This is a genomic window from Paenibacillus sp. KS1, assembly GCF_001680695.1.
GTDB lineage: Bacteria > Bacillota > Bacilli > Paenibacillales > Paenibacillaceae > Paenibacillus_B > Paenibacillus_B suaedae.
The window spans coordinates 13,671-40,050 of the sequence record NZ_MAIS01000033.1 but is presented as its reverse complement, the minus strand read 5'-3'; the positions used below and the strand labels follow the sequence as shown (position 1 = coordinate 40,050).

Genomic DNA, 26,380 nt, shown 5'->3' with positions numbered 1-26,380 from the left:
TTATTTTTAAAGTAAAGTATAATGTAACAAATATTTGCACAAAGATTGTAAACTTCTTGTTCGAATTGGGGGAAACATTCGATGAATGAGCACGAAACGAAGCAATTGATGCAATCGGTAGGCGCGAATTTGCGGAAGCTGAGGAAAGAAAAGCAGCTAAGTCTTGAGGAATTGTCCGCTCTATCAGGGGTCAGCAAGCTTACCCTTGGCAACATTGAGCGTGGAGATACGAACCCGACAATCGGGATGATGTGGAAAATATCGCGGCATTTGTCCGTTCCTCTGATGACGCTGCTCATGCCGGATAAGTCAGTGCGCATCTCTCGATCAGGTCATGGCCCTACCTATGAGAGTGAATCCGGCCAATGGATATTGGAGCCTGTTTTTACGGATCTGCGCGAGAAGATGGAGATGCTGCGTGCACGGTTAAAGCCCAATTGCGTCTACGAACCAGAGCCAAATCATCCATGGACAGTGGAAATTGCTACGGTGATGTCGGGTACGGTGGAATTGACCATTGGAGAAGATACGTATACGCTGCACCAATTTGATTCCATTCAATTTTCCGCTACCGAGACACATATGTATGCCAATGTAGGCGACGAGGAAGCGGTCGTGCAATTTACGGTGTTCTACTCGTAACGGGATGTGATGGATATTCAATTGTTGAAGGAAGAAGCGGGTGAGGACAGATGAGCATACGTAAACGCCGCATGCTTGAGGTGTATTATGATAGTTGGTGTCCGCTTTGTACGGGAATACGCTCACGATTGGAACGTTGGGATTGGCTGCATGTGCTGCGATTTTACTCGATTCGCGATCAGCATGTGACGGAACGGATTCCGGTGTCCAAGGACAATCTGGTGGCCAGCATGCATGCGCGGGAATCAAGCAGCGGCCGCATTCTTTCCGGTATCGAGGCGGTGCATGCACTCTGTATGAGGGTGCCGATATTAATGCCGATGAGTCTGTTCATATGGGTCAGCATGAAGCTGGGATTTGGCGGGAAACTGTATCGATACATCGCCTCAAGACGTACGATTGTTCCTGCTGGCCAATGCAACTCTAATGGCTGTGAGCTTCCGGTGCGGAGGAATACGCAAGGCGATGATTCCGATACGCATTCTAGCAGAACATAACGTCCTTACGCATAGGCATAGGGCGTATTTCTGTTTTTTGCAATGCCACCATTGCTCGTGTCTACCGTGCAGGTATGAGGGTGCGCAGCAATGATTGAGAGAAGGTGATAAAACGTGACGAGGCCGCGACATCAAGGTACAACAGGAAAAGTGACAAAGTCACGACGGGTGAGTGGTTGGTTTATCTTTTTTCTTCTAACGGATCTGCTCGTTTTCGGCGGCTTTGCTATCATGTACAGTGAATCTAACGCCTGGGAAAAGGAATTACAGAATGCGTTCCCTGTTGAAACGGTGACTCCAGAAATGACAGGCATCGTAGCGATAACAGGTACGCTTACCTCTCGAAATCCTGCCCTGGATGAGCATTTGGCTTCATCTTATGCGTTGCTCGTGAAAGAGGATCGAAGGTGGTCATGCAACTCTCGCAATTGCAGTTATGTGACAACAATGACGACAACCGTCGGTGATGTGAACGGATTGTCGGTGAACGGGATCTCGCTTCAGCCGTCCGTATTCCGCCTGACCGATCTTACTGTGCCGCTGCACGAGGGGACGCTCCGCAATCCGAACGAAGAGGTCGAGAACAACCGCGTGCTGGTAGTTGCGCCGAAAGAGACGGCACTAAGCTATGCCGGCGTTTCAAATGGCGAGGAGGTTACCATACTCGGGCAGGCAGAAGAAGGACAGCTGAAGCCAATGTCATTTCCAAATGACACGGATTCCGTCTTGTATGGAGGCTTGCCGCCCTATGCGCCGAAGGACAAGCCGGAAACGATTGAAAGAGGATATGTCGTAGGTTCGTCGCTGAATGCTATCATAGCGCATGAGAAAAATATGCAGAAAAACGTCATTTGGACCGTGCTCATCGTTGGCTTGCTGCTATTGCCTGTAACGCTGCTGCTGGCCCCATGGCCGAAGAAACAGCGAGGTTAAAGAAGCCTTAGGCCATATAATTTCTCGTAGATGGATATATGAATACGAATTGCAATATTGTTGGGCGAAGCCAGAGCTTCGCCTTTTTTCGTTGCGCAAAAGAAATGCTGGTCAGATTCAATTACCAAAAACGCGATCCGTCCCAGCGGTAATGGCTAAGCATGTCTTCATCGATGGCTGTCCCGATGCCGGGACCGTTCGGAATATCGACGGTTCCACGATGAATGCGAAGCGGAATCAAGGCCGTAAATGGATTGTCCATTACGTCCCACTCTATCGGTTCAACCGCTTCGTCGGCGTCCATTTTGCTCCAGGCAGGCAAGCAAGCGTGAGCGAACAACGCGTAGCAGCGGGCTAAAGCGCCATCGAAGGTATGCGGGGATACGCGAATGGCTGCTGTGCGTGCGAGCTTTAGTACGTCGCGATAGGCATCGATACCGCCAAGATGAAGCGGATCGGGCTGAACAATATCCAGCGCTTGCCGAACGATGGCTTGATGGAATAGCGAGGGAGTCATGGCATTTTCACCGCCTGCAACCGGAATGTTCAGTCGAAGTCGACAATGCGCGAATTGATCCCATGCGTTCAAGGGCAATGGCTCTTCGAACCAGAGCCAATTTTCGTATTGATTGACCAGGGAGTTCCAGCTGCTAGCCGTGGCCGCATCATAGCTTCCATTGGCGTCCAATGCAATTCGTACGCGCTGCCCGTACTGTTCTTGGACGGTGCGGACATGGCGAATATCATCAGTGAGTGATTTCCCGCCCACTTTTATTTTAATGTTTATAAACCCCTGTTGAACCGCTTGCTCCATATCCTTTAGCGATTGGGCTACCCAATCCGATGCATCTGAATACGATTGAAGCGATGCGTACAAGGGGAGAGAGCGTCTAACCGTGCCACCCCAAAGCTCGCAAATTGATAATTTCGCGCTGTGTGCAACGATTTCCGTCAGCGCCATGCTGACCGCAGCTGCGGGTCTATCATGCTTTTGCTTGGATAATGCAGTGATAATGGCATTTCGTTCCCGGGCATCCTTGCCAAGTAGGAATGGAATGACGGCGTGTTCAAACTCAGTTTCCAGAGCAGGCAGCCATCCCGAACATTCACCCCATCCGGTAAGTCCGGATTTCGTCGTAATTTTGATTAGGTAAGCGGAACGGAACTTTTTCAAGCCATTGGCATCTCCGTAGGGACGGGGGATTCGATATAACAACGGGTACGTGTCGACCTTGTGAATTAGCAAGAGTAACCTCCATATAAAAATGATGCCTATGTTTTAAGTATGGGATATGTTGGAACACTTTTATAAGCGGCACTCGCAAAAGAAAAAAATTATGATTCGTAAGAAAGAGGGAACGCGATGGGATGGGAAGGTTGGCCAATCGAGCGGATGCTCATTTTATTCGTCAGTTTAACCTTTTGTTTAATCGGCATACAAGTGACGATGTCTCATTATCGGCAAAATTTTCACCATAAAGCGATGTGGGTACCCGTGCTGGCAGCTCCGTTGTTTTTTGTGTTCGGGTTGATTCTCGTCTGCTTTCACGTGGCATGGCTGCATGTTTTTTTTCAAATCCTCATGTGGGTTGGAGCTTTGGCGGGACTGGTCGGTTTTTATTTTCATGTTCGTGGTGTAGGAAAGCGGGTCGGGGGTTATCAATCACATAACTTTCTAATTGGGCCTCCTGTCATCATGCCGCTCATGATTACCGCGATGAGCCTGCTTGGGATAATAGCGCTGTATTGGCGAGCGTAATGGTTGAAGATGACTGTACTGGAGTGAGATTGATGGTGAGAAGAACTCGGTATCCTTCATTCAATGTACTGGATGAACGCGAGGCATGGGATACCCATACCCAAGCCATCGTGACGAGCAGAATAAGTAAGTCGCAGTCCTGCACAGTGTTAGATGGTGAGGAATATAAGCTGCTGCAACAGGTGTGTTCCGCGCTCGTCGATGACGGGAGAGAGGAAGTAATTCAATATGTGCTCTCCCACGTAGACCAGACATCGAAGGATACGACGACGGGAGAAGGGGAACGCAGAACGGGTGTGCCGGAGCGCAAAATGCTTATTCTTGAAGGGATTCGGCATTTAGACAAGTTCCTGTTGCAAGTTACGGGGAAAAAAGCGAGCAAATGTGAAGCACAGCAGCTTACCGAGGTGCTTCGGCAAATTAGCGATGGACGAGCGGATTATTCGAAATGGCCCAGCGATCTTCAACGCGAATGGTTCGTGAAGATGCTTAATCTGACTGTCGAAGCGTATTGCTCGCATCCTATCGTGTGGTCTGAGATGGGGTATGCCGGCCCTGCATACCCGCGCGGCTATGTTCGCGGCGATATCGGACGGCTTGATCCATGGGAGGCGAAGGAAGAAGCATGATACTGCGTAAATTTGCTGATGAGGCGGACATCGTAATCGTAGGCGCCGGTGCCGCCGGCGGCGTGCTTGCTAAGGAATTGGGCGAGGCCGGGTTCCGTGTCGTTGTACTGGAGGCTGGGCCGTTTCGCGATCCGCAGCAGGACTTTGCAAGCGACGAGCTCACCATGAAAAACTTGGGCTGGCAGGACACCCGCATTGTGGACGGAAAAGACCCGCTGACGATGGGACATAACAACTCCGGTCGCGGTGTAGGCGGAGGAACGGTGCATTTTACGGCCGTGTTTCTTCGATTCCATGAATCTGACTTCCGCACCAAGACACTGGATGGCGTTGGAGAAGACTGGCCCATACGTTATGAGGATCTTGAGCCGTATTACTCGCGCATTGAGAAGGAGATTGCGGTATCCGGTCCGAAGCATTTCCCTTGGGGCAGCTACCATGGGCCTTATCCGTATCCAGAACGGGATCCACTGAGTCCGAATGCCTATTTATTCATGAAGGGCTGCGAGAATTTGGGGATTCGTTCGTCTGTTCCGCCGCTTGCCATCATATCCGCGCCGTTCGACGGCCGTCCGCCATGCATCAACAGGGGATTTTGCAACCAAGGATGCATGCCGAATTCGAAATTCAGCACGTTAATTGTGCATATTCCGAAGGCTATCGCTGCAGGAGCGGAGGTATTAGCCGATTGCATGGTCACCCAAGTGCTAACGGGAAGCGACGGCAAGGTAACGGGCGTAACGTTCGTGCATGAAGGAGAGACCTATGCGCAGAAGGCAAAAGTAGTCATCTTGTCCGCTTTCGCGGTAGAGACGCCGAGACTGCTGCTTCACTCCGCGAATAACCGCTATCCGGATGGACTTGCCAATAGCAGTGGTTGGGTTGGCAAAGCGATAATGCCGCACAGCAGTGAGGACGTATATGCCAAGTTCGACCGCGATATACGGCTGTACAAGGGAACTCCGGTACTGGCAACGACGCAAGACTTCTATGAGACGGACAAAAGCAGGGGATTCGTGCGAGGCTACACTCTTCATGCTCATGGCGCCAGACCTGTCGGGTTCGCTCAGGGCTTGAGCAAGTCTCGGACAGGCCCAATCTGGGGAAGCCGGCTTAAGGAAGAGCTGCTGGACTATAATTACTACGGAAGAATTACGATGGTAGGAGAGGTGCTGCCGAACCCGGACAATCGTGTAACGCTTGCCGGTGAAAAGGATGAGAACGGAGTGCCGCGGGCCAAGGTAACGTTCAGCTATGGAGAGAACGACCGGAAGCTAATCGAGCATGCCGTTAGCAAAATGAGCGCAATTCTGGAAGCGGAAGGCGGCGATGTCAAATATGTCGTGCCGGATACCGCTCATCTCATGGGTGGCTGCCGAATGGGCACGAATCCGCAGACTTCTGTCGTCAATTCGTATGGGCAATGCCATGATATTCCCAATTTGTTCGTCTGCGATGCCAGCATGTTCGTGACATCCGGCGGAGCTAACCCGACGAATACCGTAATGTCACTGGCTCTGCGAACCGCCGATTACATCAAGGAACAAGCGAGGAAGCTGGAGCTGTAATTAGCTTCTTCCATTAAATCGTTTGAGTAATGTCAATGACGTGGAAAGACCATAGGAACTTTTCGTTCCTATGGTCTTTCTTTCCATTTCATTCGGAGCAACAAACTATTTACCTTCCAATTTAATTGAAGAGAATATAGCAGGATTGCAATTCATTGCGGATATTTATGCTGGACGGGTGTAGTTACGCATATGAATAAGTATCATGTTCGATATTGCTTTACGTAGTTTACTTCCTACTCCATATTCCCCGTCAGTGATTGATTTATCTTCCCGCATAAGTTTGCAAACTGTCGCAGCTCGTCATCATTGAGCCCATCGCGAATTCGATTCATGATGCCATGGCGAGAGAAGGCTGCCTTCTGAAGGAAGGCGTGACCTTGTTCGGTAATTTCATGATACATATAGCGTCGATCATGAGTATCGCGTGTTTGTGTAATCATGTTTTTATCGATAAGCTTCTTTGTTAATTTGGAAATGGCGGATAATGTCGTATGGATCGAATCTGCAAGCTCTCGAGTCGTTTTTGCTCCATTCGTTGCAAGCAGATCCAATATATTGTATTGAGCGGAAGTGATTCCTTCCACATTGAACCGATTATGCTCCGCGACCAGCTTGCATTGGAGCATCGTAAATTCCTTTTCGAAATCACACGTGGTATGTTCGGTCAATTTTTATCTCGTCCTTTCTACTCGCACCTTTTCGGGAACTTGGCATGCCATTTCCTATGGCTATATTTTATAGATAAGCCCCAATAATGGAGTCATTGCTGGATTTCAACAAATCGGGAGTACCGGTGGCGATTACCGTACCACCCTCTTGCCCTCCTCCTGGGCCAAGCTCGATCACCCAATCCGAATTTGCGATAAGTTGGGTATTATGCTCGATTAGTAGAACCGAATCCCCGCGATCGACGAGCCGATTCAATACGGCAAGCAATTTGCTCGTATCCTGGTCATGCAATCCAACGGAAGGCTCATCCAATATGTACAGCGTGTGGCCGCTGCGGGCATTGGACAGTTCTGCTGCCAGCTTGACGCGCTGCGCCTCGCCTCCAGAGAATGTGCTGGATGGTTGCCCCATCCGTAAATATCCTAAGCCTATTTCGCATAAGCAATCCAGCTTGGCTGCGATCTTCGGAATATCGCGGAACAGTTCTCTTGCTTGCTCGATGCTCATGCCCAATACATCGGCTATGGAGTGTCCATGCCATTGCACAGACAGTATTTTCTCACGATAACGCTTCCCGTGGCAAGTCGGACAAGGAATCAAGCGATCGGCCATGAAGTGCATCTGAACCTTAAGACTGCCCGTGCCTTTGCAGGATTCGCATCTTCCTCCAGCTACATTGAAGGAGAAATCAGAGGCTTTCAACCGCAGGCCTTGTCTAGAGGCCAATTCCTTGAACCATTCCCGAATGTCATCGAATACCTTTGTATAGGTTGCAGCATTAGAACGGGACATTTTGCCCATCGCCTGCTGGTCGACAACGACGAGATGCTGAATATGTTCTGTACCGCCAATTCGGCTGGAAGCATTCGATGCTGAACCAATTGATTGCAGCTGGGGAAGCAGCTCTTCCATGACAAGCGTGGACTTTCCGGAGCCCGACACGCCAGCAATGGCGGTAATGATGCCCAGAGGAATGACCACAGTAATATGTTTTAAGTTGTTTGCGTGGGCATCGCGGATGGTTAATGTGCGGTTCCAGCTTCGAGTGGTTGAACGATGCCGATTCAGAGAATCACGAAGGCTTTGAGCCGTCATGGATTCCGGATGATACAGCAACTCATTAACCGTCCCTTGGAAGACAAGCTCTCCTCCAAGCTCTCCTGCGCCTGGGCCGATGTCCACTACATATTCAGCTTGTCGGATGACATCGATATCGTGTTCAATGACGATTACGGTGTTGCCGAGTGAGGCCAGCTTACGCACCGAACGCATCAGCTTGTCGGTATCCTGCGGGTGCAATCCTGTCGTAGGTTCATCAAGTACGCAGATCATGCCGCTCAAGTTCGAATTCAACAAAGAGGCCAGCCGCATACGTTGCGCTTCTCCGCCAGACAGGCTGGAAAAGCTTCGATCTAGTGATAGATAGTTCAGTCCCGCATTCATGAGACTTCGTGTACGTTCCCGTAATTCCCTGCAGATAGGCTGAGCCGCTTCGACGTATCGATCAGGCAGAGCAGAAGGCAAGCCTTCAAGCCAATTCAGCAGTTGAGTTAGAGACATAGACATGAGATGGTGGATCGGCGTCCCGTTCACCAGGACGTACGAGCTTGTTGCATTCAACCGCGAACCGTGACAGGACTCGCAAGGAACTGTACGGAGGAAGCGGGCGAATTCCAGCAGCGATTCCTCGTCATCGTCACCCTCGTAATATCGGCGCAGTAGGCTGTTCACGGCACCTTCATATTTGCCTTGCTTCATATTGGATGGGGCAGGGGCATCAGGGCGAAGCTCGCGGATGCGTGGATCGTCCGTGCCGTACAGCAGCATGTGACGCACAATGTCTGGCAATTCGCCGATCGGCCGCTGAAGATCTTCTTCATGCAGAGGAAGGTGATAATATTTGGCTGCACGCAAGAGAAGCGGAGCAAAGTGCCACAGGAATCCCTTTTTCCATACTTGAATGCCTCCATCTTGGATCGACAAATCAGGACGTACAATTGCATCGAGAATGGGTTCTATTTGTTCGCCCAGACCGGTACACCCCGGGCACGCACCGAGCTGTGAATTGAAGGAAAAGTGAGCCATGGTTATATTTTCAACGGGTTGTCCGCAAGAAGGGCACGCATAGTGCTTCTGATGGGAATGTTCTTCCTCAGACAGACGAACAGGGGTCGTACGTATATCCGCATAACTGAACACTACTTGGCAATGCGGACAAGCACGCTCTCCAATTGCCGTATACAGCAAACGCAGATATGTATAAATCTCACTATATGTTCCAACGGTAGAGCGTCGGCTGAAGTTATGATGATGCTGACTAACGCTGACGATAGGGGACAGACCGTAGATGTCGTCATAATCCGGCCGCTGCACGTTGTCTGCTGCATGTCCGGAAGCACTAACAAATTTGCGCTCACCCTCTTGGACAAGTATGTTAAACAGCAGGGTTGATTTCCCTGAACCAGATACGCCGGTTACAACGGACAATTGATTTCGTGGAAAACGAACAGTGACATCCTTCAAGTTATGTTCCCGAGCCCCTTGAATGACGATCCACTCGGGTGATGATGCAGTCATGTTAATTCCTCCTTATTATTTAAAAAACTCAATAGTTGAGTGAGGAAACTATTGAATACAGAAATTAATATAGACCTGTGCGTAGAAGTTGTCAAATGGCGATAGTATGAGACTCTGAGACTCATTACGCTGCGTGCACCTGCAATTAGTTGACCCAATGTTTTGTATTACGGAATAAAAAGAAAGGAGCCTGCTCGACTATTTTGGCGAGCAGGCCCTTGTGAGAACAGAATAATTGATGATCATGCTTCGTTAATATACGGTACAGATTGATAATAGAAATTCGGATTCACAATCGTATTGTCATAGCTTTGGTGGAAAATAGGAGTTGCGGCGGGTGACATCGGTGGAATCAGCCATGTCCAGTCGCCTGTATGAGCACGGTCACAACTCTGTTCCTGCTCCTGGAACTTAACGAATTGTTGTGCTGCCGTATGGTGGTCTACGATGCTAACACCCGCTTCCTTGAAGGAGTGAAGCACTGCGGCATTAAGCTCAACAAGAGCCCTGTCCTTCCACAGTGATGTATTCGACACCGTAGACAGCCCCATTTGCTCTGCGATGACTGGCAGCAAATTGTATCGTCCTTCATCGGCCAAATTCCGTGCGCCGATTTCTGTTCCCATGTACCAGCCATTGAATGGCGCGGCAGGATAGGAGATGCCGCCGATTTCAAGGCGCATATCAGCAATAAGCGGCACGGCATACCAACGCAGCTGCAGATCAGCAAACCATTCGAACTCGGGATGGCTGAGCGGCACCTCTATAACGGAGGACTTCGGTATCTCAAATACCTGCGGTGGGTTCGTACCTGTCTGAATGACAAGAGGCAGTACATCGAACGGTGTGCGTTCTCCCTGCCATCCAAGTGATTCACATATTCGGGTAAATGGGAGCGAGTGTGGATCTCCCATGATGCCTTGGCTAGTCTCATAGCCAGCATAGCGAATCAACTGATGATTCCATATCCGAACAGGATGCATTCCGTCTGGGTGAGCAGGTGGAAAAACCGTGATTGCAGGACGTATCCGGCCATCATTTGTTGCGAAGTCAATATGTTGGACTAACGCGTCTGCGATCTGCTTACCCTCGGTTATATGTCTGGCGTCAACTACATGCAAGGATGACCAGAACAAGCGGCCAATACAGCGATTGCTATTGCGCCAAGCCATCTTAGCTCCGTGAGTTATTTCTTCTGCAGTATGCGAATAAGTGCCAGTATGTTCAATCTCGGAATGTATTTGTGATAGGCGCCCTTCTATGTCAGCAGGGAGCTTGCCGAGCTCTTGATAGCATTGCCTAATAAATGTTGAAGCTTCTTCTAGAAGCGTATGCTTCGCGTATACATTCATCTTCCGATGTCCTTCCTTGCGGTGTAAGCGCCGTAATGTGTCGGATTAACTATATCAGATTCTAACAGTTTGGTATGTACCATTGATGACGATGTCGATGAGATGTAACAATTTCAGCCGGGGAATCGTCGCAAAAATTTTGTTACCCGATCATAAATGGTGACATACAAGCTGTCACCATTCACATGATATAATCAGGTCAAACCGTGAAAATCATCCAGCTAAGGAGAAGCCATTGAAACGAATCGATCGATTAATTGCTATCATTATCGCCCTACATCACCGTTCCGAAACGGCTCAATCGTTAGCAGAGAAATTCGAAGTCTCCCGCCGTACCATTATCCGAGATATGCAAGCATTGGGCGAGATGGGAGTACCGTTATATGCGACAGCGGGTTCAAGTGGGGGCTATCGGTTAATGGATGGCTACATGCTCCAGCCGCTTCAATTATCGACCACAGAAGCATTAACCGTGCTCTTCGCGCTGCAGGGCATGACACAGCTTCCCGATTCACCATTCAATCAGGAGCGTTGGACGGTCATGGACAAGCTGAAGCAGATCGTATCCAGTGAAGTGCTGACTGAGGTGGAACCGATGTTAGAGCGTGTCGAGCTGTCCGTACCTGCAAGAAACTACCGTGCTCCACAGTTGAAGCAGCTGATTGCGCATCTATCACAGGCGAAGCCCGAGTGGCTCCATATATTCTATCGTTCACAGAAGCATCAGCGTTGGTTGTATATCCAGCCGAAGCGGATATATTCGGCACATGGGTTCTGGTATTGTGAAGCCTATTCGTTAACACATGGTGAAGATCGATCATTTCGTGTCGATCGTATGTCTCAAATCTCGATAGCCGAAGATGAAGATGTACGCACAGTGCAGGGCAACGGGGACAACGGCAAGGTCAGCCAAGTAAATCGTAAGCTAGAAGCCGTGAAGAAGGAAGACCCGATCCGAATCCGGGCAAAACTGACCTATCGCGGCATGCTGCTTGTCGAGCAAGATGAACATATTGGGGAATTGGTGCATGAAACCGGTGAAGATGTGGGAGAGGTTGAGTTTAACTGTCCTCGGTCAGAATGGGAATGGGCACAGCGCTTCTTCTATGGCCTTGGCTTGGATGCTGAGGTGTTGGAGCCTGTGGAATTGCGAGAAGCCATCTATAAGCATGCTTATCAGGTATGTGAGAGGTATAAGTGAACAACGTGAGTCATTTAGGTCTCTCTTTGATACATAGCGATTGGAACAGAGGAAGGAAGAAGATGTTAGATCAGACGAAGAAGGGATGAAATCGAAGATGAGCGCGAATACGAATTTGATTCACAATTATAAAGAAGCAGTTGAGCTTATTCGCCAAGTGGGTATTCTGCCGCTGGCCAACCTGGCACCCCATCACCCTTCACTTGCGGGTGTGACAGAAGAATCGGCATGGCATAGTGACACGGATGCGGATCCGTGGCGTTGGCGGGTTCAATTTCCTGGGGATGGGGTTGCTGCCTACGGCAAGTTCATCAAGAAGAAAGGGGTGTTTATCTCGCTGGAGTGGGTAGCGATTGTCCGCTCCGTGCTTGGCGATACTCGTTCCGTCAAGGAACGGTATGCAGCGGGTGAGATGTCACCGGAGGAGAAGCTGTTGTATGGCATCATTGTTGAACATCCCGGTATCGATACGAGGCTGCTTCGAGTGAAGGCAGGTATGAAATCTCCTGATCAGAAGAAGGCATTCGACAATGCGTTAAATGAGCTGCAGGGGACGATGGATATTGTCATCTCGGGTGTGACAGAACGGCGAAATAGCGCTGGCGAAGTAAACGGATGGAATAGTACATCCTATGAGACGATTGACCATTGGCTAGAGAATCTGGGAATCGAGACGTCAATGATATCTGTACAGGATGCGAAGGAACAGCTCTATGAACGTCTTGCTCGTTCTACGACTTCGGAAGCGTTAACTTATTTTACTAAAACCATGAAGCTGCGTTAAACATGCAAGTGACGAAGCGGGGAAATAATGTTTATGAGAAAGTAAATTAATCACATTAAACAATAATGGAGTTGATAAAAATGTTGAGTGTAGACAGCTTTAATCGCACGCAGCGCTTTATTTACGAGAATGCGAGACTGCTCGACCGCAGACGTTTTGAATATCATTTCGGCCAAGGGAGCAAGGCAGCTGTTATCATGGCCCTTACAGGTTTTCAAAATACGGATGGCGGCTTCGGTCAAGCGCTGGAGCCCGATATTCGTTGTCCGCATAGTCAGCCTGTCCCAACGGAAGTAGCACTATCAATTTTGCAAGAGATTGATGAATATGACCGAGAGTTAATCGTTGGAATCGGCAGCTATTTGAAATCGGTTACAGTGGGGGATACTGGGGGATTCCCTCTTATTCAGACGTCAGCGAATGAATATCCGCACGCGCCTTGGTGGACAGTCACCGATGATCGTCATGCCTCCATTAATCCCACAGGACATATACTCGGATATTTGATGAAGCAGAATACTGTTCCTGAACTCATCCGAGAAGAATGGTTCCAACAGGCTGAGCAGTTCATGTGGAATCAGCTAGAGTCAGCTGATAATGAAGGCTATCACAGCAATATACAATATATCTCCTTCTTAACTGCTCATCCGGACAAGGAGCGAGCAAAGAGAGCATTGCAGAAGGTGAACGAATGGCTGCAGCTGCCAGGTGTCATTGAACGCAATACGAAGGCGGAAGGGTATGTTCATAAGGTGCTGGATTGGGCACCAACGCGTGACAGCTACTGCGTACAATTTGTCACTGAGAAAGAAATCGAAGAGCATCTGCAATCCCTTGTGGAGGAGCAGCAGGAGGATGGCGGTTGGCCAATAAGCTGGCCAGCAGTGAGTCCAGCAGGCCAGATGGAATGGCGGGGATACGTAACCGTCAATCGGCTGCTGACGTTGAAGTCATATGGATGGTTGCAACGCTAACAATAGCGACGATAAGGCCAACTTCCAACAATTACGAAGTTATGCACAACATAGTGATTTTGTTGTTTTGTCTATGTCTACAAGGGGGAACTTGGATTTGAGCAATATGCATCGAATTTTATGGTTTGATCAAGAAGTACGATCGAATCATTTTCCGAATTGCACTCAATTAGCACATCAATTCGAGCTGTCTACCAGACAAGCCAATCGAGATATTGAATATATGGTCAACTCTCTTGGAGCTCCTCTTCACTATGATGCCAAAAAAAGAGGCTATCGGTATACGGATGCGACATTTGCTTTGCCTAGCACGTATATTACGGAAGAATTAAGACGAACGTTAGCATTCTTGTCTCATCGTTATCAGGATTACAATTATGGCGGTTATGATGAATACCAAGCGAAATTGCCAATTATGATGCAAGTATCAGAATTGTTCCGTCGCTTGTCAGACGTTAATGAGCTGCAGTCTCAGCAAATTCCAGCTTATGAGATCAATGCCAAGATCGTTGATATCGCAAATCAACTAAGCAAGGCCATTCAGAACAATCAAGTGCTTACCATTCAATATGAGGGGATGGAAGGGGAAGAGACGCATACGTTTCACCCCTATAAGCTGTGCTACAAGCAATATGTTGATTACGTTAATGGATGGTGCGAGCAAGAGGAGCAGCAGAAGCTGCTTCGCCTAGATCGCATAGTACGATTGGAACGAGCTGAGGGTGTATTTCGGCTGCATAATGAACATTCCGCTGCCTACGGATCATCGAATCTTCCTGTCCATCCTTTTACGGCAATCATTACATTTCTCGATTCCAAACCTTCGGAAGCGTGGCGGGAATATAACGTGATCGAACAAGAAGATTCCATATATAAGATCGAATTTATTGACGTTTCCTTATTTGTCGATCACTTGATGTCAACACGGGATTGGGCAATGATCGTGAAGCCGAAGTGGCTGAGAGACAAGGTGATGGCTAGATGTGAAGAAATAACGTTGAAGCTAAGCAAGCAAGAGGTGTGTCGATAACAGGAAGATATATATTGACAAATTTTTAGGTATGACATTATATGTCGTACCTTCTTTACTATAATTGGATTATCGCGATAAGAGAGGAGCGGCCGCTCATGAGTATAGCATCAACTCAATCTCTTTCTTTTCAAATCGAAAATCGATCTTATATAGATGCCACGCATGCTGTACTTACGGGTGCTGGTCTGTATGAGGGTTCGAAGTATATGCTTGGCGGGATGACAGGTCTACTGTCGAAGTTCGTTATTCACAAAGAAATGTCAAGCAGCTCGGTTACCGCATACGGCAACTGGGGAGAAGAACATGGGAATGCGCTCCATCGAATGGGGATTGCATCGAGGCAATTTGCATGGCATACGCGTCACCGTACATTTAAATTGGCGCAGCAGGAGTCGATACGTCATATTCAGCACAGCATCGATCGAGGAATAGGCATCGTCTATTGGAAGCCTGGGTTTGCCGTGATTACGGGTTATGACGATGAGGACGAAGTGTTCTTCTATCTCAACGGTTACGAGAAGGAGGAACAGGTGCTGTTGTATCGGAATTTCGGTATCATCGGTAATCCTACGCCTTTCTGGTATTATCAAACGATTATTGGAGCAGTGGACATGCCGCGCCAACCTATATACAGGGAGTCGCTAGTTACAGCAGTAACAGATTGGGATACACCGCATCGAACTTTGCCAGATCGGGACTTTGCTGCAGGCTGCAAGGCATACGACTATATGATTGCCTCCCTGTCTAGCCAACAATATCATCCGCATGGGGGCGCATATACCATCAGCTCTTACGCTGGAATCAAACGTGACATGATGAATTATTTAGCTTCTATACAAGAAGAGGTTGGTATATCTGCGGAGATCGTTCGCCATTATCAACTTATCGATGAGGCATTTCAAGTCATGAAAGCGACGGTTCAGATTCCAACAAGTCAAGAGATGTGCATCCAAGCTGATCGAGTACCACAGTTGGTTGAGCAAGCGCAACTTGCGAAGGAGCATGAACGAGCAGCGATCGAACTACTGCGCGCTGATATCGGTTACGATGAAGTCATGCGTTCACGCTCCAGTAGTCTCCACTGGGGCCAGGCGGCGCCAAGATAATTGCAGTCAACAACTGAGTATAAGAGCAGGTGAAGAGATGACGTCTATTATCCTTGAAAATATGAAAATCGTACCGGAAACAAAAACGTTTATCGATCATTTCCACAGTGTTCTGCTGACTAGCGGGCTAACCTCGTATCCGAAGCATACGATTGCGTGCATGTCATCATTGGCCTTCCGCATGTCCGTTCATCGTCAGTTAGGTGCCCTATCTGTAACCGCCTATAACTGGGATGCTGATCACTTTGTTGCTGCGGATTTGCTGGGTCTCTATTCAGAGACGTATGCAGGATACAATACGGAACCGGTCTTCCCGGTCTATTTCGAGCATGCGATCGAAGAAATGAGGATTTCTCTTCAAGAAGGTGTCGGACTCATTTATTGGCACGATCAATACTATACGATCTATGGCTATGACGAAACGCAGCAGTGTTTTTTCGCAATAGATTCGTGTGGGAATTGCGGATGCAAGCTGTTTGTTCAGACACTTGGTCAAACAGGAGATTCATCGATTGTATTTATGCAGCTAATATCCAAACGCAGGATTTCTATGGATGTACGTGATCTAATTACAGAATCGCTGGTACAGGCGATTTATAAATGGGAGCAGCATGATAGCATTTTGCCGATTGAGCAATTTGCATGTGGCGAACAAGCTTATGATGCAATGATAGAGGCAATTCAGTCAGGCACGGCGGATTGGGATGGGGCGGAGCAAACATTATCCATGTATCGTACGTTCAAGCACTACATTGCCCGTTATTTGCATGATATGAAGCAGTCGATGGATGGGCTAGAGCAGTTGGCTGAGAAATATCGAGTTCTAGCGGGCTTATATGATGATATTGTGGCAATCCTCTACAGAATGCAACATGACCGGAATGATAGGAATGAAGAAGGGACGCGTCACGAGATGGCGAGGACTCTAATCTCCGCCCAGCAGATCGAAAGAAATGCTATAGAAGGTATGAAGCAGGTAGTGAAGGATATTCGCGAAGCGCGCGGAGCCACACCACATTTACGATAATAGATACGGAAAAGGGGAAAAGAAATGGCAAAAACAAAACGCGGTAAAGCATTATGGAATCTTCCGTCACATGGACGAGGAACATGCCCAGTGTGTGGAAGCACACGAATTAAAGTATTATACACACAAACGAAAAGTGATGGTACATCTCTTCAAGTTTGCAAAAAATGTGTGAAAGCGACTCAATATCGAATTGATATGGCGTTATCTGGTTAGTAGTTAGTAGTTAGTAGTTATGTTTTCTGTGCATGCAGAATCTTACCATCAGCATCCTTGCCGATTATTTCGGCAAGGATGTTTTTTTGTAGATGACTTCGTTTAATAGAGACGCTTTTTCCCCATACTCGGATATACATGCTCTTTTTTCTATAAATAATCTATAAAATATTTAAATTTGCCTATTCATTTTTGTCGAAATATGACGATATATAGCTAATTGACATGAATTGATCGGTCAGCAAATACGGACAAGGTTTATAGGCAGTAAGGATTCGAATTGAAGGAACCCCTGTATATAACCTGTTTGTCAGTCAACTAGGGGGGTTATTGAATGAAAAACAAAGGTTTAGTGATGAAATCTATCATCGTCGTGACCATTCTTCTTATGATCATGTCTATTGTATTCATATCATCCTCATATATGATGGAGCGAAGAATCTATAATGATGAATTACTATCCCTTCATACTACGCTAACGAAGCAGATTGAGGTTGAAAGTGAGGGCATTGCAGGAGCTGCTAACAAGCTCAAGCTAATGGGAGCCTTACAGTATACGAAGGATCAGAATATTGTCTGGATTCGGGATAACTTAGACAGCATGGTACGGGATAATTTCATCTCGAATGCGTACTTGCTTGCACCGGGTTTCACGGAGCGCGATGGAAAGTCTTACTTGAAGGTGCTTCTAGGCAGCCGTTCTTTTACTGAATTAGGAAATGCGCCAGGAAGCGACTATGAGGTCAAGCCGGAGCTTGTCGATGCGATCTATGAGATGGAGCGGACAGGTGTTGGCTTTAGTGACGTCTATAGAGATCTTGGTGGCGAATGGATTACGGTACTGAAGCCGATCTATAATGAAAGGAATCAGACGATAGCGGTCTTTGCCGTAGATTTCAATAATCAGAAGATTAAAGACGATCTGAATTCCATGTTGTGGGAAATTATTGGTATTGGCTCATCGATAGGTATCGTATTCATTATCGTGATTGCCTTCTTAATACGCCGATTAGTTCGGCCGCTTACACAGCTGTCCGTTCTGTCCACGAGAGTGGCGGCCGGCGATTTAACGGTATCTATTCCGGTTCGCTCGAAAGATGAAATCGGCGTTCTATCTGATAGTTTTAACACGATGATTGCTCAAATCAAGCACTTGGTTACCAATGTCAAGACGACCGCTGATCAGGTCGCGGAATCGTCACAGCAGCTAACGGTAATCGCCACGCAAACGTCTCAGTCTAGCTATGAAATATCCAATTCTATTCAAGAGGTTGCAGCTGGTTCAGAATCGCAGATGCAAGGGGCTGAAGAAAGTAAGGCTGCTATGGAGGAAATTGCAATCGGCATTCAGCGGATCGCTGAATCATCCTCTGCCGTATCAGAACTGAGCATCGACGCAACAGAGTCGGTTGATCAAGGCAATCAGGTTGTCCAGCTGACGGTGAAGCAAATGGCACAGATCAGAAATTCCGTCAGTCGTTCTGAAGGGATTACGCAGTCTTTGTTGAATCAATCCGAGAAGATAGAGCATATCGTCAGTATCATTGGCAATGTAGCGGTGCAAACCAATCTATTGGCGCTCAATGCATCTATTGAAGCGGCACGGGCAGGCGAACATGGACGAGGCTTCGGCGTTGTTGCCCAAGAGGTGCGCAAGCTTGCAGAGCAAACGAAGGACTCTACGGAACAAATTGCAGAGATGCTGAATACGGTAATTGCACATACGAAGGAACTGGCCGAAGCGATGGGAGAAAATACGGAGCAGGCTGAACAAGGTACCTTGATTGTGCAGGAGGCTGGGGAGCATTTCAACAAAATATGGACATCCGTGCAGCAGGTCACGGAGCAAATTCAAGAGGTATCGGCAGCCGCTGAAGAAATGTCTGCTGGAAGTGAGGAGGTTGCTGCCACTTTGGACAACCTTGCTACCATAGCAAAGGATTCCTCACTGAATACACAGAGTGTTGCCGCATCGACCGAAGAGCAGCTTGCTATTGTGGAGGAAATATCGGATACAGCTACCTTATTGAATCGCAAAATGCAAGATCTGCAAGAAGAACTTCAAATCTTTACGGTTTAAAAATGAACAAGACTCCCTGCTCGCTGGAAGAGCAGGGAGTCTTGCTTGTATTACGTTCCTCATAAATGGATCGCAGTTATCCAATTACAGTCAGGCCACCGGTAAGCAGTTGAACCAACATGTATAGCGCAATCAACCAAATGGTAATTGCGGATATCTTGTTCAACCAAGTGAGGATGCGGCCGTCAGCATCGATTTTATTAGTGAAATGACCTGCTACAGCTAGTCCCAGGAACCACAGCCACGATACTGCGATACAGGCTATCGTAAACATCCACTTGAGTTTATCAGAATATTGCAAAGAGTTCGTTCCAATAACGCCAATCGTATCGAGAATCGCGTGTGGATTCAGAAGAGAGACGGACATGGCGAACATCATTTGCTTCGGGATACTCATAGCACTTCCCTGACTGCCATTCAACTTGCTTGACGACTTCCACAAACTCCAACCCATAAATAACAGAAAGAAGAATCCCAATAGATACAGTCCGTATTGAAGCCATTTCCACTTCCAGATGAATAGCGAGATGCCTTGAACTGCGGCTAGAATAAGCAGGGTATCGCATAATGCCGCTGTTATCACGACAGGGATGGCCTTTACGAACGGCTTAGATAAAGCCCCTTGATTGAAAATAAACACATTTTGTGCGCCTAACGGCAATATAAGGCCAAGTGCGAGCAATATTCCGTGAATGAATGCCTCGACCATTGATATCTACCTCCGTATGTCATCATCCATAGAACCGGTTCTAAGACAATATCATAACGCAGCAATTTACAATTGTCCCCGACCATTTGGTTGAGTTCAAGACCAACCAAATTCTATAATAAGCTTATCAATCAACTTGGTGCAGGAGAGGAACATATGCCAAAGACGTGCAGCATTGACTACAGCGATTGGAGACTCGAACGATCCTCATCGATCGCGCTGTATAAACAAATCGAGCATTATATGAAATCTAAAATTTTGTCTATGGAATGGGAAGCGGGTGCGAGACTCCCTGCACAGCGTAAGCTTGCGAAGCAACTGGGTGTGAATCGCAGCACGCTGGTGGCAGCCTTGGATTGCTTGACTGATGCGGGGTTTATTGAAGGGAATAGCGGAGGGGGGACGGTTATATCGGACATAGCCCATCGTGTCGACAGCATGTCTCCTATTCTGCCGAATTGGAATGCGTATGTGGAAGAAGGCTCACATTATCCCAATTTACCGATTATTCAGACGATAAATAACATGGAATTCTCACCGCAAATGATTCGCATGGGCACGGGCGAGCTTGCCCCTGACTTATTGCCAACAAAAGAGATGGAGAAAACGACACGCGGTGCAATCGATCATGGAATATCACTCGGGTATGAACAGCCGCTTGGGCACTATCCGCTGCGAGAACAGCTCAGCAAGCAGTTGTCGGAACAAGGCATCGAAGCCGCGCCTAACTCGATATTGATTGTCTCGGGAGCACTTCAAGCACTGCAGCTCATTGCAGCAGGCCTCGTTGGTCGTGGATCCACTATGCTCGTGGAGAAGCCCTCCTATTTATATTCTATTCATGCCTTCCAATCGGCCGGACTAAGAATGGTTGGTGTGCCAATGGATCAAGGCGGTATACAAGTGGATGCTCTGGAGCAATATGCGCTACAGTATAAGGCTTCGCTGCTGTATACGATTCCAAGCTTCCATAATCCAACGGGTACGGTGATGGAGCAGAACAGAAGAGAAGCATTAATGAACATCAGCAATCGCATTGGATTGCCAATTATTGAAGATAGTGCCTACGAAGCGTTATGGCTGGATGCCCCGGGGCCACGATCATTGAAGTCAATGGATAAGCATGGACAAGTCCTCTACGTAGGGACGATGTCCAAGTGTGTTTGCCCTGGCCTGCGAATGGGCTGGATTGTTGGTTCGAAGCAGGTGATAGAACGCTTGGCAGATATTAAAATGCAGATGGATTACGGCTCCAGCTCTTTATCGCAACAAGTTGCAGCGGAGTGGCTTCGATCGGGTATCCACCAGTCACGCTTGCAACACATTCGTGCTCAGCTTCGTTTGCGAAGAGACTTTTTGCTTGACCAGTTGAGACAGCATTGGTCATCTTTTGCAGCATGGAGAGTTCCCCAAGGCGGATTTTACATATGGGTGACCATGGATAGATTTATTGCAATCGAAGCCCTGTTCAAGCATGCGCTAGCTTGTGGAATTCTGCTGAATCCAGGTCATATCTATGATCGCTCGAGCAAGCATCAACTTCGACTATCGTACGCTTACGCAAGCTTTGAAGAAATGGAGCGGGCTATCCTTTTGATTGCAAAGTGGGTAAAGAGTAAGAATGTCACCGAATGATGGGATGTCAAAAGAATTTGACATAACACAATTGATCATTATAATAAAAGATGTAAAATGTTTTTTACATTTGAGGAGATAGAACTCGTTATGAAAAACAAGATATCAGAGCTGCGCAAGCGAATGGGCATGTCACAGCAAGAGCTGGCTCAGCGGTGTGAAGTGAGTCGGCAGACGATTAACGCGATTGAGAATGATAATTATGATCCAACCTTAGCGCTAGCGTTCAGGCTGTCACGAACGTTAGAGGTCACAGTCGATCAGTTGTTTACTTATGAGGAGGCATCAAGATGAGAAAGCAAGATGAAATGGAACGTTATCATAATGACAAGTCAGCGAAGAACGGCTACATGTTCTATACGATCGCATTGCTGGTGTGGGGGCTGTATGATTTTACTGTCAAGGGGAATAGCGGATTGCAATTTACTATCCTATTAATCGGGAACGCCATCTTCCTATGGACACGCGTCTACTATAAGCGAAAAGTGATGTAATAATTACGGTGAAAAATCGATGAGATAGGATAACTTATCTGATCACATAAACTTAATTATGTAAACTAAAATAAATAATGATGGGGATTGAACGCAAGGATCGTCTCAACCGTACTATAGATACATTATGATTCATTTTGGGTTTCCGTCTAGAAAAGGCGGTTGAGGAGGAGTTTGACGATGATTATCGTAACGACAGAGCAAGTGGCCAATTATGATGTAAAGGAAATACTCGGTACAGCATTCGGACTGACCGTTCGCGCACGAGGGTTGGGGAAGGATATCGCTGCTGCATTCAAAGGATTGGTAGGAGGCGAAATCACTCAATATACGGAAATGCTAGAGGATGCACGGAAGCAAGCGCTGGATCGCTTAGTAGCGAACGCACAAGCGATGGGTGCGGATGCTGTCATTATGGTGCGTTTTGACTCTGGTGAAGTCGGAACCAATATGAGTGAAATTGTTGCATACGGCACGGCTGTAACGCTTCGGCCGAAGCGAGAAGTAAGATGATTACGTTTTTGATTGTTTATTTTTCATTGCAGCTGCTCTTTTTTATTGTGTTTCTTATCATCTCGGCCTTCCGAGATCGCCGTCACCAAGCGAATGAACATGAACATGTGCCGGAAGGCTTCGAGAAGACTTCGGAAGTTAGTATCGATCCGTCAACAGGGAAAAAGGTAACGGTTTATTACAATCCGCGTACAGGACAGCGATGGTACCGCGTGAAGTAACAATGGAAGGATACAATCCACGAATGAACAATCTTGTTAACGTGGTTGCTTTCAATAGCCAGATACCTCGATATTCAGGTGATACCCTAGCGTTGGCTAGGCTGGTTCGTAAGTCGTAACGGTACTTATGAGCCCACGCTGCCAGCTGCTGGGGTATTTTTTTATTATTCAGAGCCACAGAGAACAGTGATATAGAATTACGTCCCCAGTCCTATTCATTAGACAAAAGTATACTTTAGTCGCTATATACATTCGGTTTGAAATATTTTAAACTTAAACTGCTTCAAAGATTGAAATAAAATTTCATTCATCTAGAGCCGACATACGATGATGTTCTCATTACTCGATATCCAAAGGGAGGGAATTAACATTGTATTTTGCAAGGAACCGGGCTCGTATCTTACTCATGTCGATGATGTCGGTCGTGCTTATGTTCAGCACAATTGTAAACGCTTCCGCAATGAGTTCCTCTGATTTATCCTCTTCATCCTTATCGTCATCTGAAGCGCAGGCAGAACCGCTCGCATCAGGCAGTACGGCTTCATCCCAGATTATTGAAGACTTCGAGCAGCTTCAACAGCTGTCTGCAACCTCAGTAAGAGCAGTCCCTGGTTCTGTTAAGGCGGTTCTAACCTCACGACCGGAACCGGTACAACATGATGAACATGCAGTAAAGCTCACCTATGATTTCACGGAAACGACGGGAACATCAGCGGCTTATCTGAATTTCTTGAACGCATCTGGGGGAGTAGGGCGTGAGATAAAAGGATATCCATCTTCAATCGGAGTGTGGGTGTATGGGGATGGAAATAAGCACTGGCTGCGAGGTCAACTGCAGGATGCCAGCGGAGCTAAGCCAACGATTGACTTTACTACTAGCAACGGGCTCAGCTGGAATGGCTGGCGGTACGTTACTGCGAGTTTGCCTACTAATCTTGTTCAGCCTATCAAATTGAATCAGCTCTATGTAGTAGAAACGAATGATCGGAATAAAAATAGCGGCGCTATTTATTTTGATAGCCTGCGAGCTCTCTATGGATCGACAAGTATATATGAGCTAACGATGATCGGCTTGCCTCCTATGCAGGCAGGAGAGACAAAACGGGTTCAGGTGTTAGCGACTTCTGCTGGCGAAGCAGAACAAGTAGATGTGACGAAGGAAGCCGTACTTATCAGTGATGATCCTTCCATTGTCGTTGTAAATCCAGACAATACGCTTACTGCTGTGGCCGAAGGACGCACGAGACTAACGGCACGCTACATGCAAGCACCAGAATCCGTAGTTGATGTAGTCGTCAGCCAAGCCGCTCCAGTCATTCAGCAGTTGAACTTGTATGGAGCACCAGCTATGGAGATTGGTGAGCGCGTGAAGACCCATACATTTGCGCGATATGAAGGTGCTGCGAAGCCTGTATCCATGCTAGAAGGAGTTAGCTACAATAGCAGCAATCCCGAGGTTGCTTCCATTGATGCAGCTGGTATGGTCACTGCACAAGCGAATGGAACGACTGTTATGCGGGCGGTATATGGCGAACTCTCCTCCGCTTACGAATTGAAGGTATCCGTGCCTCAGCCGAAGCTGGAACGACTTGAGCTGACCGGCTTGCGTGCAATGACTATCGGCGAGTCGCTGCAAGGGAAGGTAACAGCATACTATTCCGATGGCTCTTTCTCAGAAGTATCGACAGGCGTTGTGTTCAAATCCAGTCAGCCGCACAATGCAACGATAGATGCTAGTGGGAACGTCATGGCTCTTCAAGTAGGCATCAGCTCCATAACTGCTGCTTACGGAGGCAAGACTGCTGATTTCACACTTGTCGTGAACAAGGATACAATCCTGCCTAAGCGGCAATTGCGAGCAGCTTGGATTGCTTCCGTCGTCAATATTGATTGGCCGCGTGAAGGCGTAGTTACGGAAAGAGAGCAGAAGCAAGACTTTGTAAATCTTCTCAATGAATTAGAAACAGCAGGCATGAATGCTATTGTGATGCAAATTAAACCGACTGCAGATGCCTTCTATCCGTCTAAATATGCACCTTGGTCGGAATGGCTCACTGGCGTACAGGGCAAGGATCCTGGCTATAACCCGCTTCAATTCATGATTGATGAAGCACACAAGCGCAATATGGAATTCCACGCATGGTTCAATCCGTATCGTGTAAGTATGCAGCCAGATATCAATAAGTTAGTTCCCAACCATCCTGCAAGATTGCATCCAGATTGGGTAGTATCTTATGGCGGCAAGCTCTACTTCAATCCAGGGGTGCCGGAAGCGAAGCAATTCGTGATGGACAGCATCATGGAGGTCGTCAACAATTATGACATTGACGCGATTCATTTCGACGATTACTTCTATCCGTATAAGGTAGACGGGGTAGAGTTCCCTGATCGTGCGACCTACCAGCAGTATGGAGCTGGTTTCTCCGATATTACGGACTGGAGACGCAACAATGTGAATACCTTCATTGAGGAATTGTCCAAAGAAATGAAGCAGGCGAAGCCTTATATGAAATTCGGCATTAGCCCATTCGGCGTATGGCGCAACAAAGTAACGGATCCGACAGGCTCCGATACAACAGCTGGGGTTCAGAATTATGATGACCTCTATGCAGATACACGCTTGTGGATTCAAAAGGGATGGATTGATTACATTACGCCACAGATATACTGGTATTTTGGCTTTACTCCTGCAGCCTTCGAGAAGCTTGTGGATTGGTGGGTGAAGGAAACAGAAGGAACACATACACAGCTCTATATCGGTCATGCCGATTATAAGGTGAATGATCCGAACACGCCAGCCTGGCTCAATCCTGATGAGCTTCCGAATCAATTGAAATACCTGCTCAACTTCGATACGGTGAAGGGGAGCATGCATTTCAGCACCGTCGATATTCTCAATAATCCGCTTGGGTTGAAGGATCGACTAAGCGGGGACAGTTACCGGTATAAAGCGCTTGTGCCAGAGATGCCGTGGCTTCCAGCCAATACTCCATCTGCACCGAAGCTTACAACTGCACATGTCACCGATAAAGGAGTTCACCTGTCATGGGAGGAGGTTACGAACAGCTCGGCTGCTTACTATGTGATTTATCGGGCTGAGGGCAGCGAGTCGATTAATGTCAATGATCCGAAGCAAATCGTGAAGACTATACGTAAAATAAACGGCGCATATCAATTTTACCTTGATACGACAGGTGAGCTAGGCAAACAATATACTTATGCGGTTACGGCGGCTGACCGTCTGCACAACGAGAGTATGCCTAGCCAATCCAAATGGATCTGGAATGAACCGCTTGTCTCAATTGAGTTGAAGGGCGATACGAATATGACAGCGGGGAAACAACAGCAACTGAAGGTGTTCGGAGTTGGCAAGAGTGGGAATCGAGTGGAGTTGACGAATGATCTTCGCTTCACATCCAATCAGCCTTCGGTGTTGTCCATTAACGAGGCAGGCACGGTGAAGGCGAATCTATCGGGTACCGCTGTTGTGACCGCAAAGTATGGAAGTTTCTTGCAGAGCACAATGCAAATCAAAGTGTCACAGAAGTAGTCGGACAATATCACATCACGATATTCGTTACAGCATATTCAGCGCAAATAGAAGCATACGAGAGACAGTGCCAGTGTTCCTTGCGAATGCTGGCATTGTTTATGTGAAATGACAGAAAAGGAGTTGCGATCAGGCTAAATCGTTATTTTCAGAAAATTTGCGAAAAAATAATGAAAAATTGTTTCAAATAAGATTAACGAGGTTAATA

24 protein-coding genes are annotated in these 26,380 nt (G+C 47.5%); 19 read left to right on the top strand and 5 right to left on the bottom strand.

The window, feature by feature from the left end:
- The first annotated feature begins 81 nt into the window (after positions 1-81).
- The 3 genes from BBG47_RS13110 (at position 82) to BBG47_RS13100 (ending at position 2,072) form a co-directional block, all read left to right on the top strand.
- A complete protein-coding gene (locus tag BBG47_RS13110) occupies positions 82-642 on the top strand; it encodes a helix-turn-helix domain-containing protein (protein ID WP_065292074.1) in 561 nt (186 codons plus the stop codon).
- 50 nt (positions 643-692) lie between these two features.
- Positions 693-1,139: a thiol-disulfide oxidoreductase DCC family protein gene (locus tag BBG47_RS13105; protein WP_065292073.1), complete on the top strand. Its 447-nt coding sequence runs from the start codon at positions 693-695 to the stop codon at positions 1,137-1,139.
- A gap of 114 nt (positions 1,140-1,253) precedes the next feature.
- Complete coding sequence (locus BBG47_RS13100; protein ID WP_065292072.1) at positions 1,254-2,072, top strand: hypothetical protein; 819 nt, start codon at positions 1,254-1,256, stop codon at positions 2,070-2,072.
- Between the two features lie 121 nt (positions 2,073-2,193).
- Here the strand turns inward: BBG47_RS13100 and BBG47_RS13095 are convergent, their stop codons facing one another.
- Positions 2,194-3,318, bottom strand: a complete 1,125-nt coding sequence (locus tag BBG47_RS13095; protein ID WP_065292071.1) for a mandelate racemase/muconate lactonizing enzyme family protein — start codon at positions 3,316-3,318, stop codon at positions 2,194-2,196.
- Between the two features lie 117 nt (positions 3,319-3,435).
- Here BBG47_RS13095 and BBG47_RS13090 point away from each other — a divergent pair, with 117 nt between their 5' ends.
- Genes BBG47_RS13090 through BBG47_RS13080 form a run of 3 tightly spaced genes read left to right on the top strand, consistent with a single transcriptional unit; the run spans position 3,436 to position 6,028 of the window.
- Positions 3,436-3,831 (top strand): hypothetical protein, encoded by a 396-nt coding sequence (locus BBG47_RS13090; protein WP_065292070.1) that lies wholly within the window; start codon positions 3,436-3,438, stop codon positions 3,829-3,831.
- Positions 3,832-3,863: 32 nt separating this feature from the next.
- On the top strand, positions 3,864-4,460 hold the full coding sequence (locus BBG47_RS13085) for a gluconate 2-dehydrogenase subunit 3 family protein (RefSeq protein ID WP_065292069.1): 597 nt from the start codon (positions 3,864-3,866) through the stop codon (positions 4,458-4,460).
- Positions 4,457-6,028 carry a GMC family oxidoreductase gene (locus BBG47_RS13080; protein ID WP_065292068.1) on the top strand — a complete coding sequence of 524 codons (1,572 nt, stop codon included), beginning with the start codon at positions 4,457-4,459 and terminating at the stop codon, positions 6,026-6,028. The genes BBG47_RS13085 and BBG47_RS13080 overlap by 4 nt, the downstream gene beginning before the upstream one ends.
- Before the next feature lie 236 nt (positions 6,029-6,264).
- Here BBG47_RS13080 and BBG47_RS13075 read toward each other — a convergent pair whose 3' ends face one another.
- From BBG47_RS13075 to BBG47_RS13065, 3 genes are all read right to left on the bottom strand, one after another.
- A complete protein-coding gene (locus BBG47_RS13075; protein ID WP_083189276.1) occupies positions 6,265-6,699 on the bottom strand; it encodes a MarR family winged helix-turn-helix transcriptional regulator in 435 nt (144 codons plus the stop codon).
- Between the two features lie 67 nt (positions 6,700-6,766).
- Positions 6,767-9,277, bottom strand: coding sequence for an excinuclease ABC subunit UvrA (uvrA, locus tag BBG47_RS13070; RefSeq protein WP_065292067.1), 2,511 nt, complete (start codon positions 9,275-9,277; stop codon positions 6,767-6,769).
- Positions 9,278-9,519: 242 nt separating this feature from the next.
- Entirely contained in the window at positions 9,520-10,629 is a 1,110-nt protein-coding gene (locus tag BBG47_RS13065; protein WP_065292066.1) for a nitric oxide synthase oxygenase, read from the bottom strand.
- A 235-nt stretch (positions 10,630-10,864) separates the two neighbouring features.
- On the opposite strand from BBG47_RS13065, the gene BBG47_RS13060 reads away from it, so the two are divergent.
- The 7 genes from BBG47_RS13060 to BBG47_RS13030 all read left to right on the top strand — a co-directional run bounded on the left by BBG47_RS13060 (position 10,865) and on the right by BBG47_RS13030 (position 19,050).
- Complete coding sequence (locus tag BBG47_RS13060; RefSeq protein ID WP_065292065.1) at positions 10,865-11,830, top strand: helix-turn-helix transcriptional regulator; 966 nt, start codon at positions 10,865-10,867, stop codon at positions 11,828-11,830.
- A 97-nt stretch (positions 11,831-11,927) separates the two neighbouring features.
- Positions 11,928-12,614, top strand: a complete 687-nt coding sequence (locus BBG47_RS13055) for an AlkZ-related protein (RefSeq protein WP_065292090.1) — start codon at positions 11,928-11,930, stop codon at positions 12,612-12,614.
- Between the two features lie 80 nt (positions 12,615-12,694).
- The gene (locus tag BBG47_RS13050) at positions 12,695-13,588 is read left to right on the top strand and encodes a hypothetical protein (protein ID WP_065292064.1); all 894 of its coding nucleotides are present in this window, start codon (positions 12,695-12,697) and stop codon (positions 13,586-13,588) included.
- 106 nt (positions 13,589-13,694) lie between these two features.
- Positions 13,695-14,618 carry a helix-turn-helix transcriptional regulator gene (locus BBG47_RS13045; protein WP_254659816.1) on the top strand — a complete coding sequence of 308 codons (924 nt, stop codon included), beginning with the start codon at positions 13,695-13,697 and terminating at the stop codon, positions 14,616-14,618.
- A gap of 98 nt (positions 14,619-14,716) precedes the next feature.
- Positions 14,717-15,727 carry a hypothetical protein gene (locus BBG47_RS13040; protein ID WP_065292062.1) on the top strand — a complete coding sequence of 337 codons (1,011 nt, stop codon included), beginning with the start codon at positions 14,717-14,719 and terminating at the stop codon, positions 15,725-15,727.
- Between the two features lie 37 nt (positions 15,728-15,764).
- Positions 15,765-16,754, top strand: coding sequence for a hypothetical protein (locus tag BBG47_RS13035; RefSeq protein WP_065292061.1), 990 nt, complete (start codon positions 15,765-15,767; stop codon positions 16,752-16,754).
- Between the two features lie 550 nt (positions 16,755-17,304).
- Complete coding sequence (locus tag BBG47_RS13030; RefSeq protein WP_065292060.1) at positions 17,305-19,050, top strand: methyl-accepting chemotaxis protein; 1,746 nt, start codon at positions 17,305-17,307, stop codon at positions 19,048-19,050.
- A 76-nt stretch (positions 19,051-19,126) separates the two neighbouring features.
- Here the strand turns inward: BBG47_RS13030 and BBG47_RS13025 are convergent, their stop codons facing one another.
- On the bottom strand, positions 19,127-19,759 hold the full coding sequence (locus tag BBG47_RS13025; RefSeq protein ID WP_065292059.1) for a LysE/ArgO family amino acid transporter: 633 nt from the start codon (positions 19,757-19,759) through the stop codon (positions 19,127-19,129).
- Between the two features lie 156 nt (positions 19,760-19,915).
- Here BBG47_RS13025 and BBG47_RS13020 point away from each other — a divergent pair, with 156 nt between their 5' ends.
- The 6 genes from BBG47_RS13020 to BBG47_RS12995 all read left to right on the top strand — a co-directional run bounded on the left by BBG47_RS13020 (position 19,916) and on the right by BBG47_RS12995 (position 26,172).
- Positions 19,916-21,394: an aminotransferase-like domain-containing protein gene (locus BBG47_RS13020; RefSeq protein WP_094183164.1), complete on the top strand. Its 1,479-nt coding sequence runs from the start codon at positions 19,916-19,918 to the stop codon at positions 21,392-21,394.
- A gap of 90 nt (positions 21,395-21,484) precedes the next feature.
- A complete protein-coding gene (locus tag BBG47_RS13015) occupies positions 21,485-21,688 on the top strand; it encodes a helix-turn-helix transcriptional regulator (protein WP_065292058.1) in 204 nt (67 codons plus the stop codon).
- Positions 21,685-21,888, top strand: coding sequence for a hypothetical protein (locus tag BBG47_RS13010; RefSeq protein WP_021261482.1), 204 nt, complete (start codon positions 21,685-21,687; stop codon positions 21,886-21,888). Before BBG47_RS13015 ends, BBG47_RS13010 begins: the two co-directional genes overlap by 4 nt.
- Positions 21,889-22,068: 180 nt before the next feature.
- Positions 22,069-22,401, top strand: coding sequence for a YbjQ family protein (locus BBG47_RS13005; protein WP_065292057.1), 333 nt, complete (start codon positions 22,069-22,071; stop codon positions 22,399-22,401).
- A complete protein-coding gene (locus BBG47_RS13000; RefSeq protein WP_083189272.1) occupies positions 22,398-22,622 on the top strand; it encodes a hypothetical protein in 225 nt (74 codons plus the stop codon). The genes BBG47_RS13005 and BBG47_RS13000 overlap by 4 nt, the downstream gene beginning before the upstream one ends.
- Before the next feature lie 370 nt (positions 22,623-22,992).
- The gene (locus BBG47_RS12995; protein ID WP_065292056.1) at positions 22,993-26,172 is read left to right on the top strand and encodes a glycoside hydrolase family 10-like protein; all 3,180 of its coding nucleotides are present in this window, start codon (positions 22,993-22,995) and stop codon (positions 26,170-26,172) included.
- The last annotated feature ends 208 nt before the right edge of the window (positions 26,173-26,380 follow it).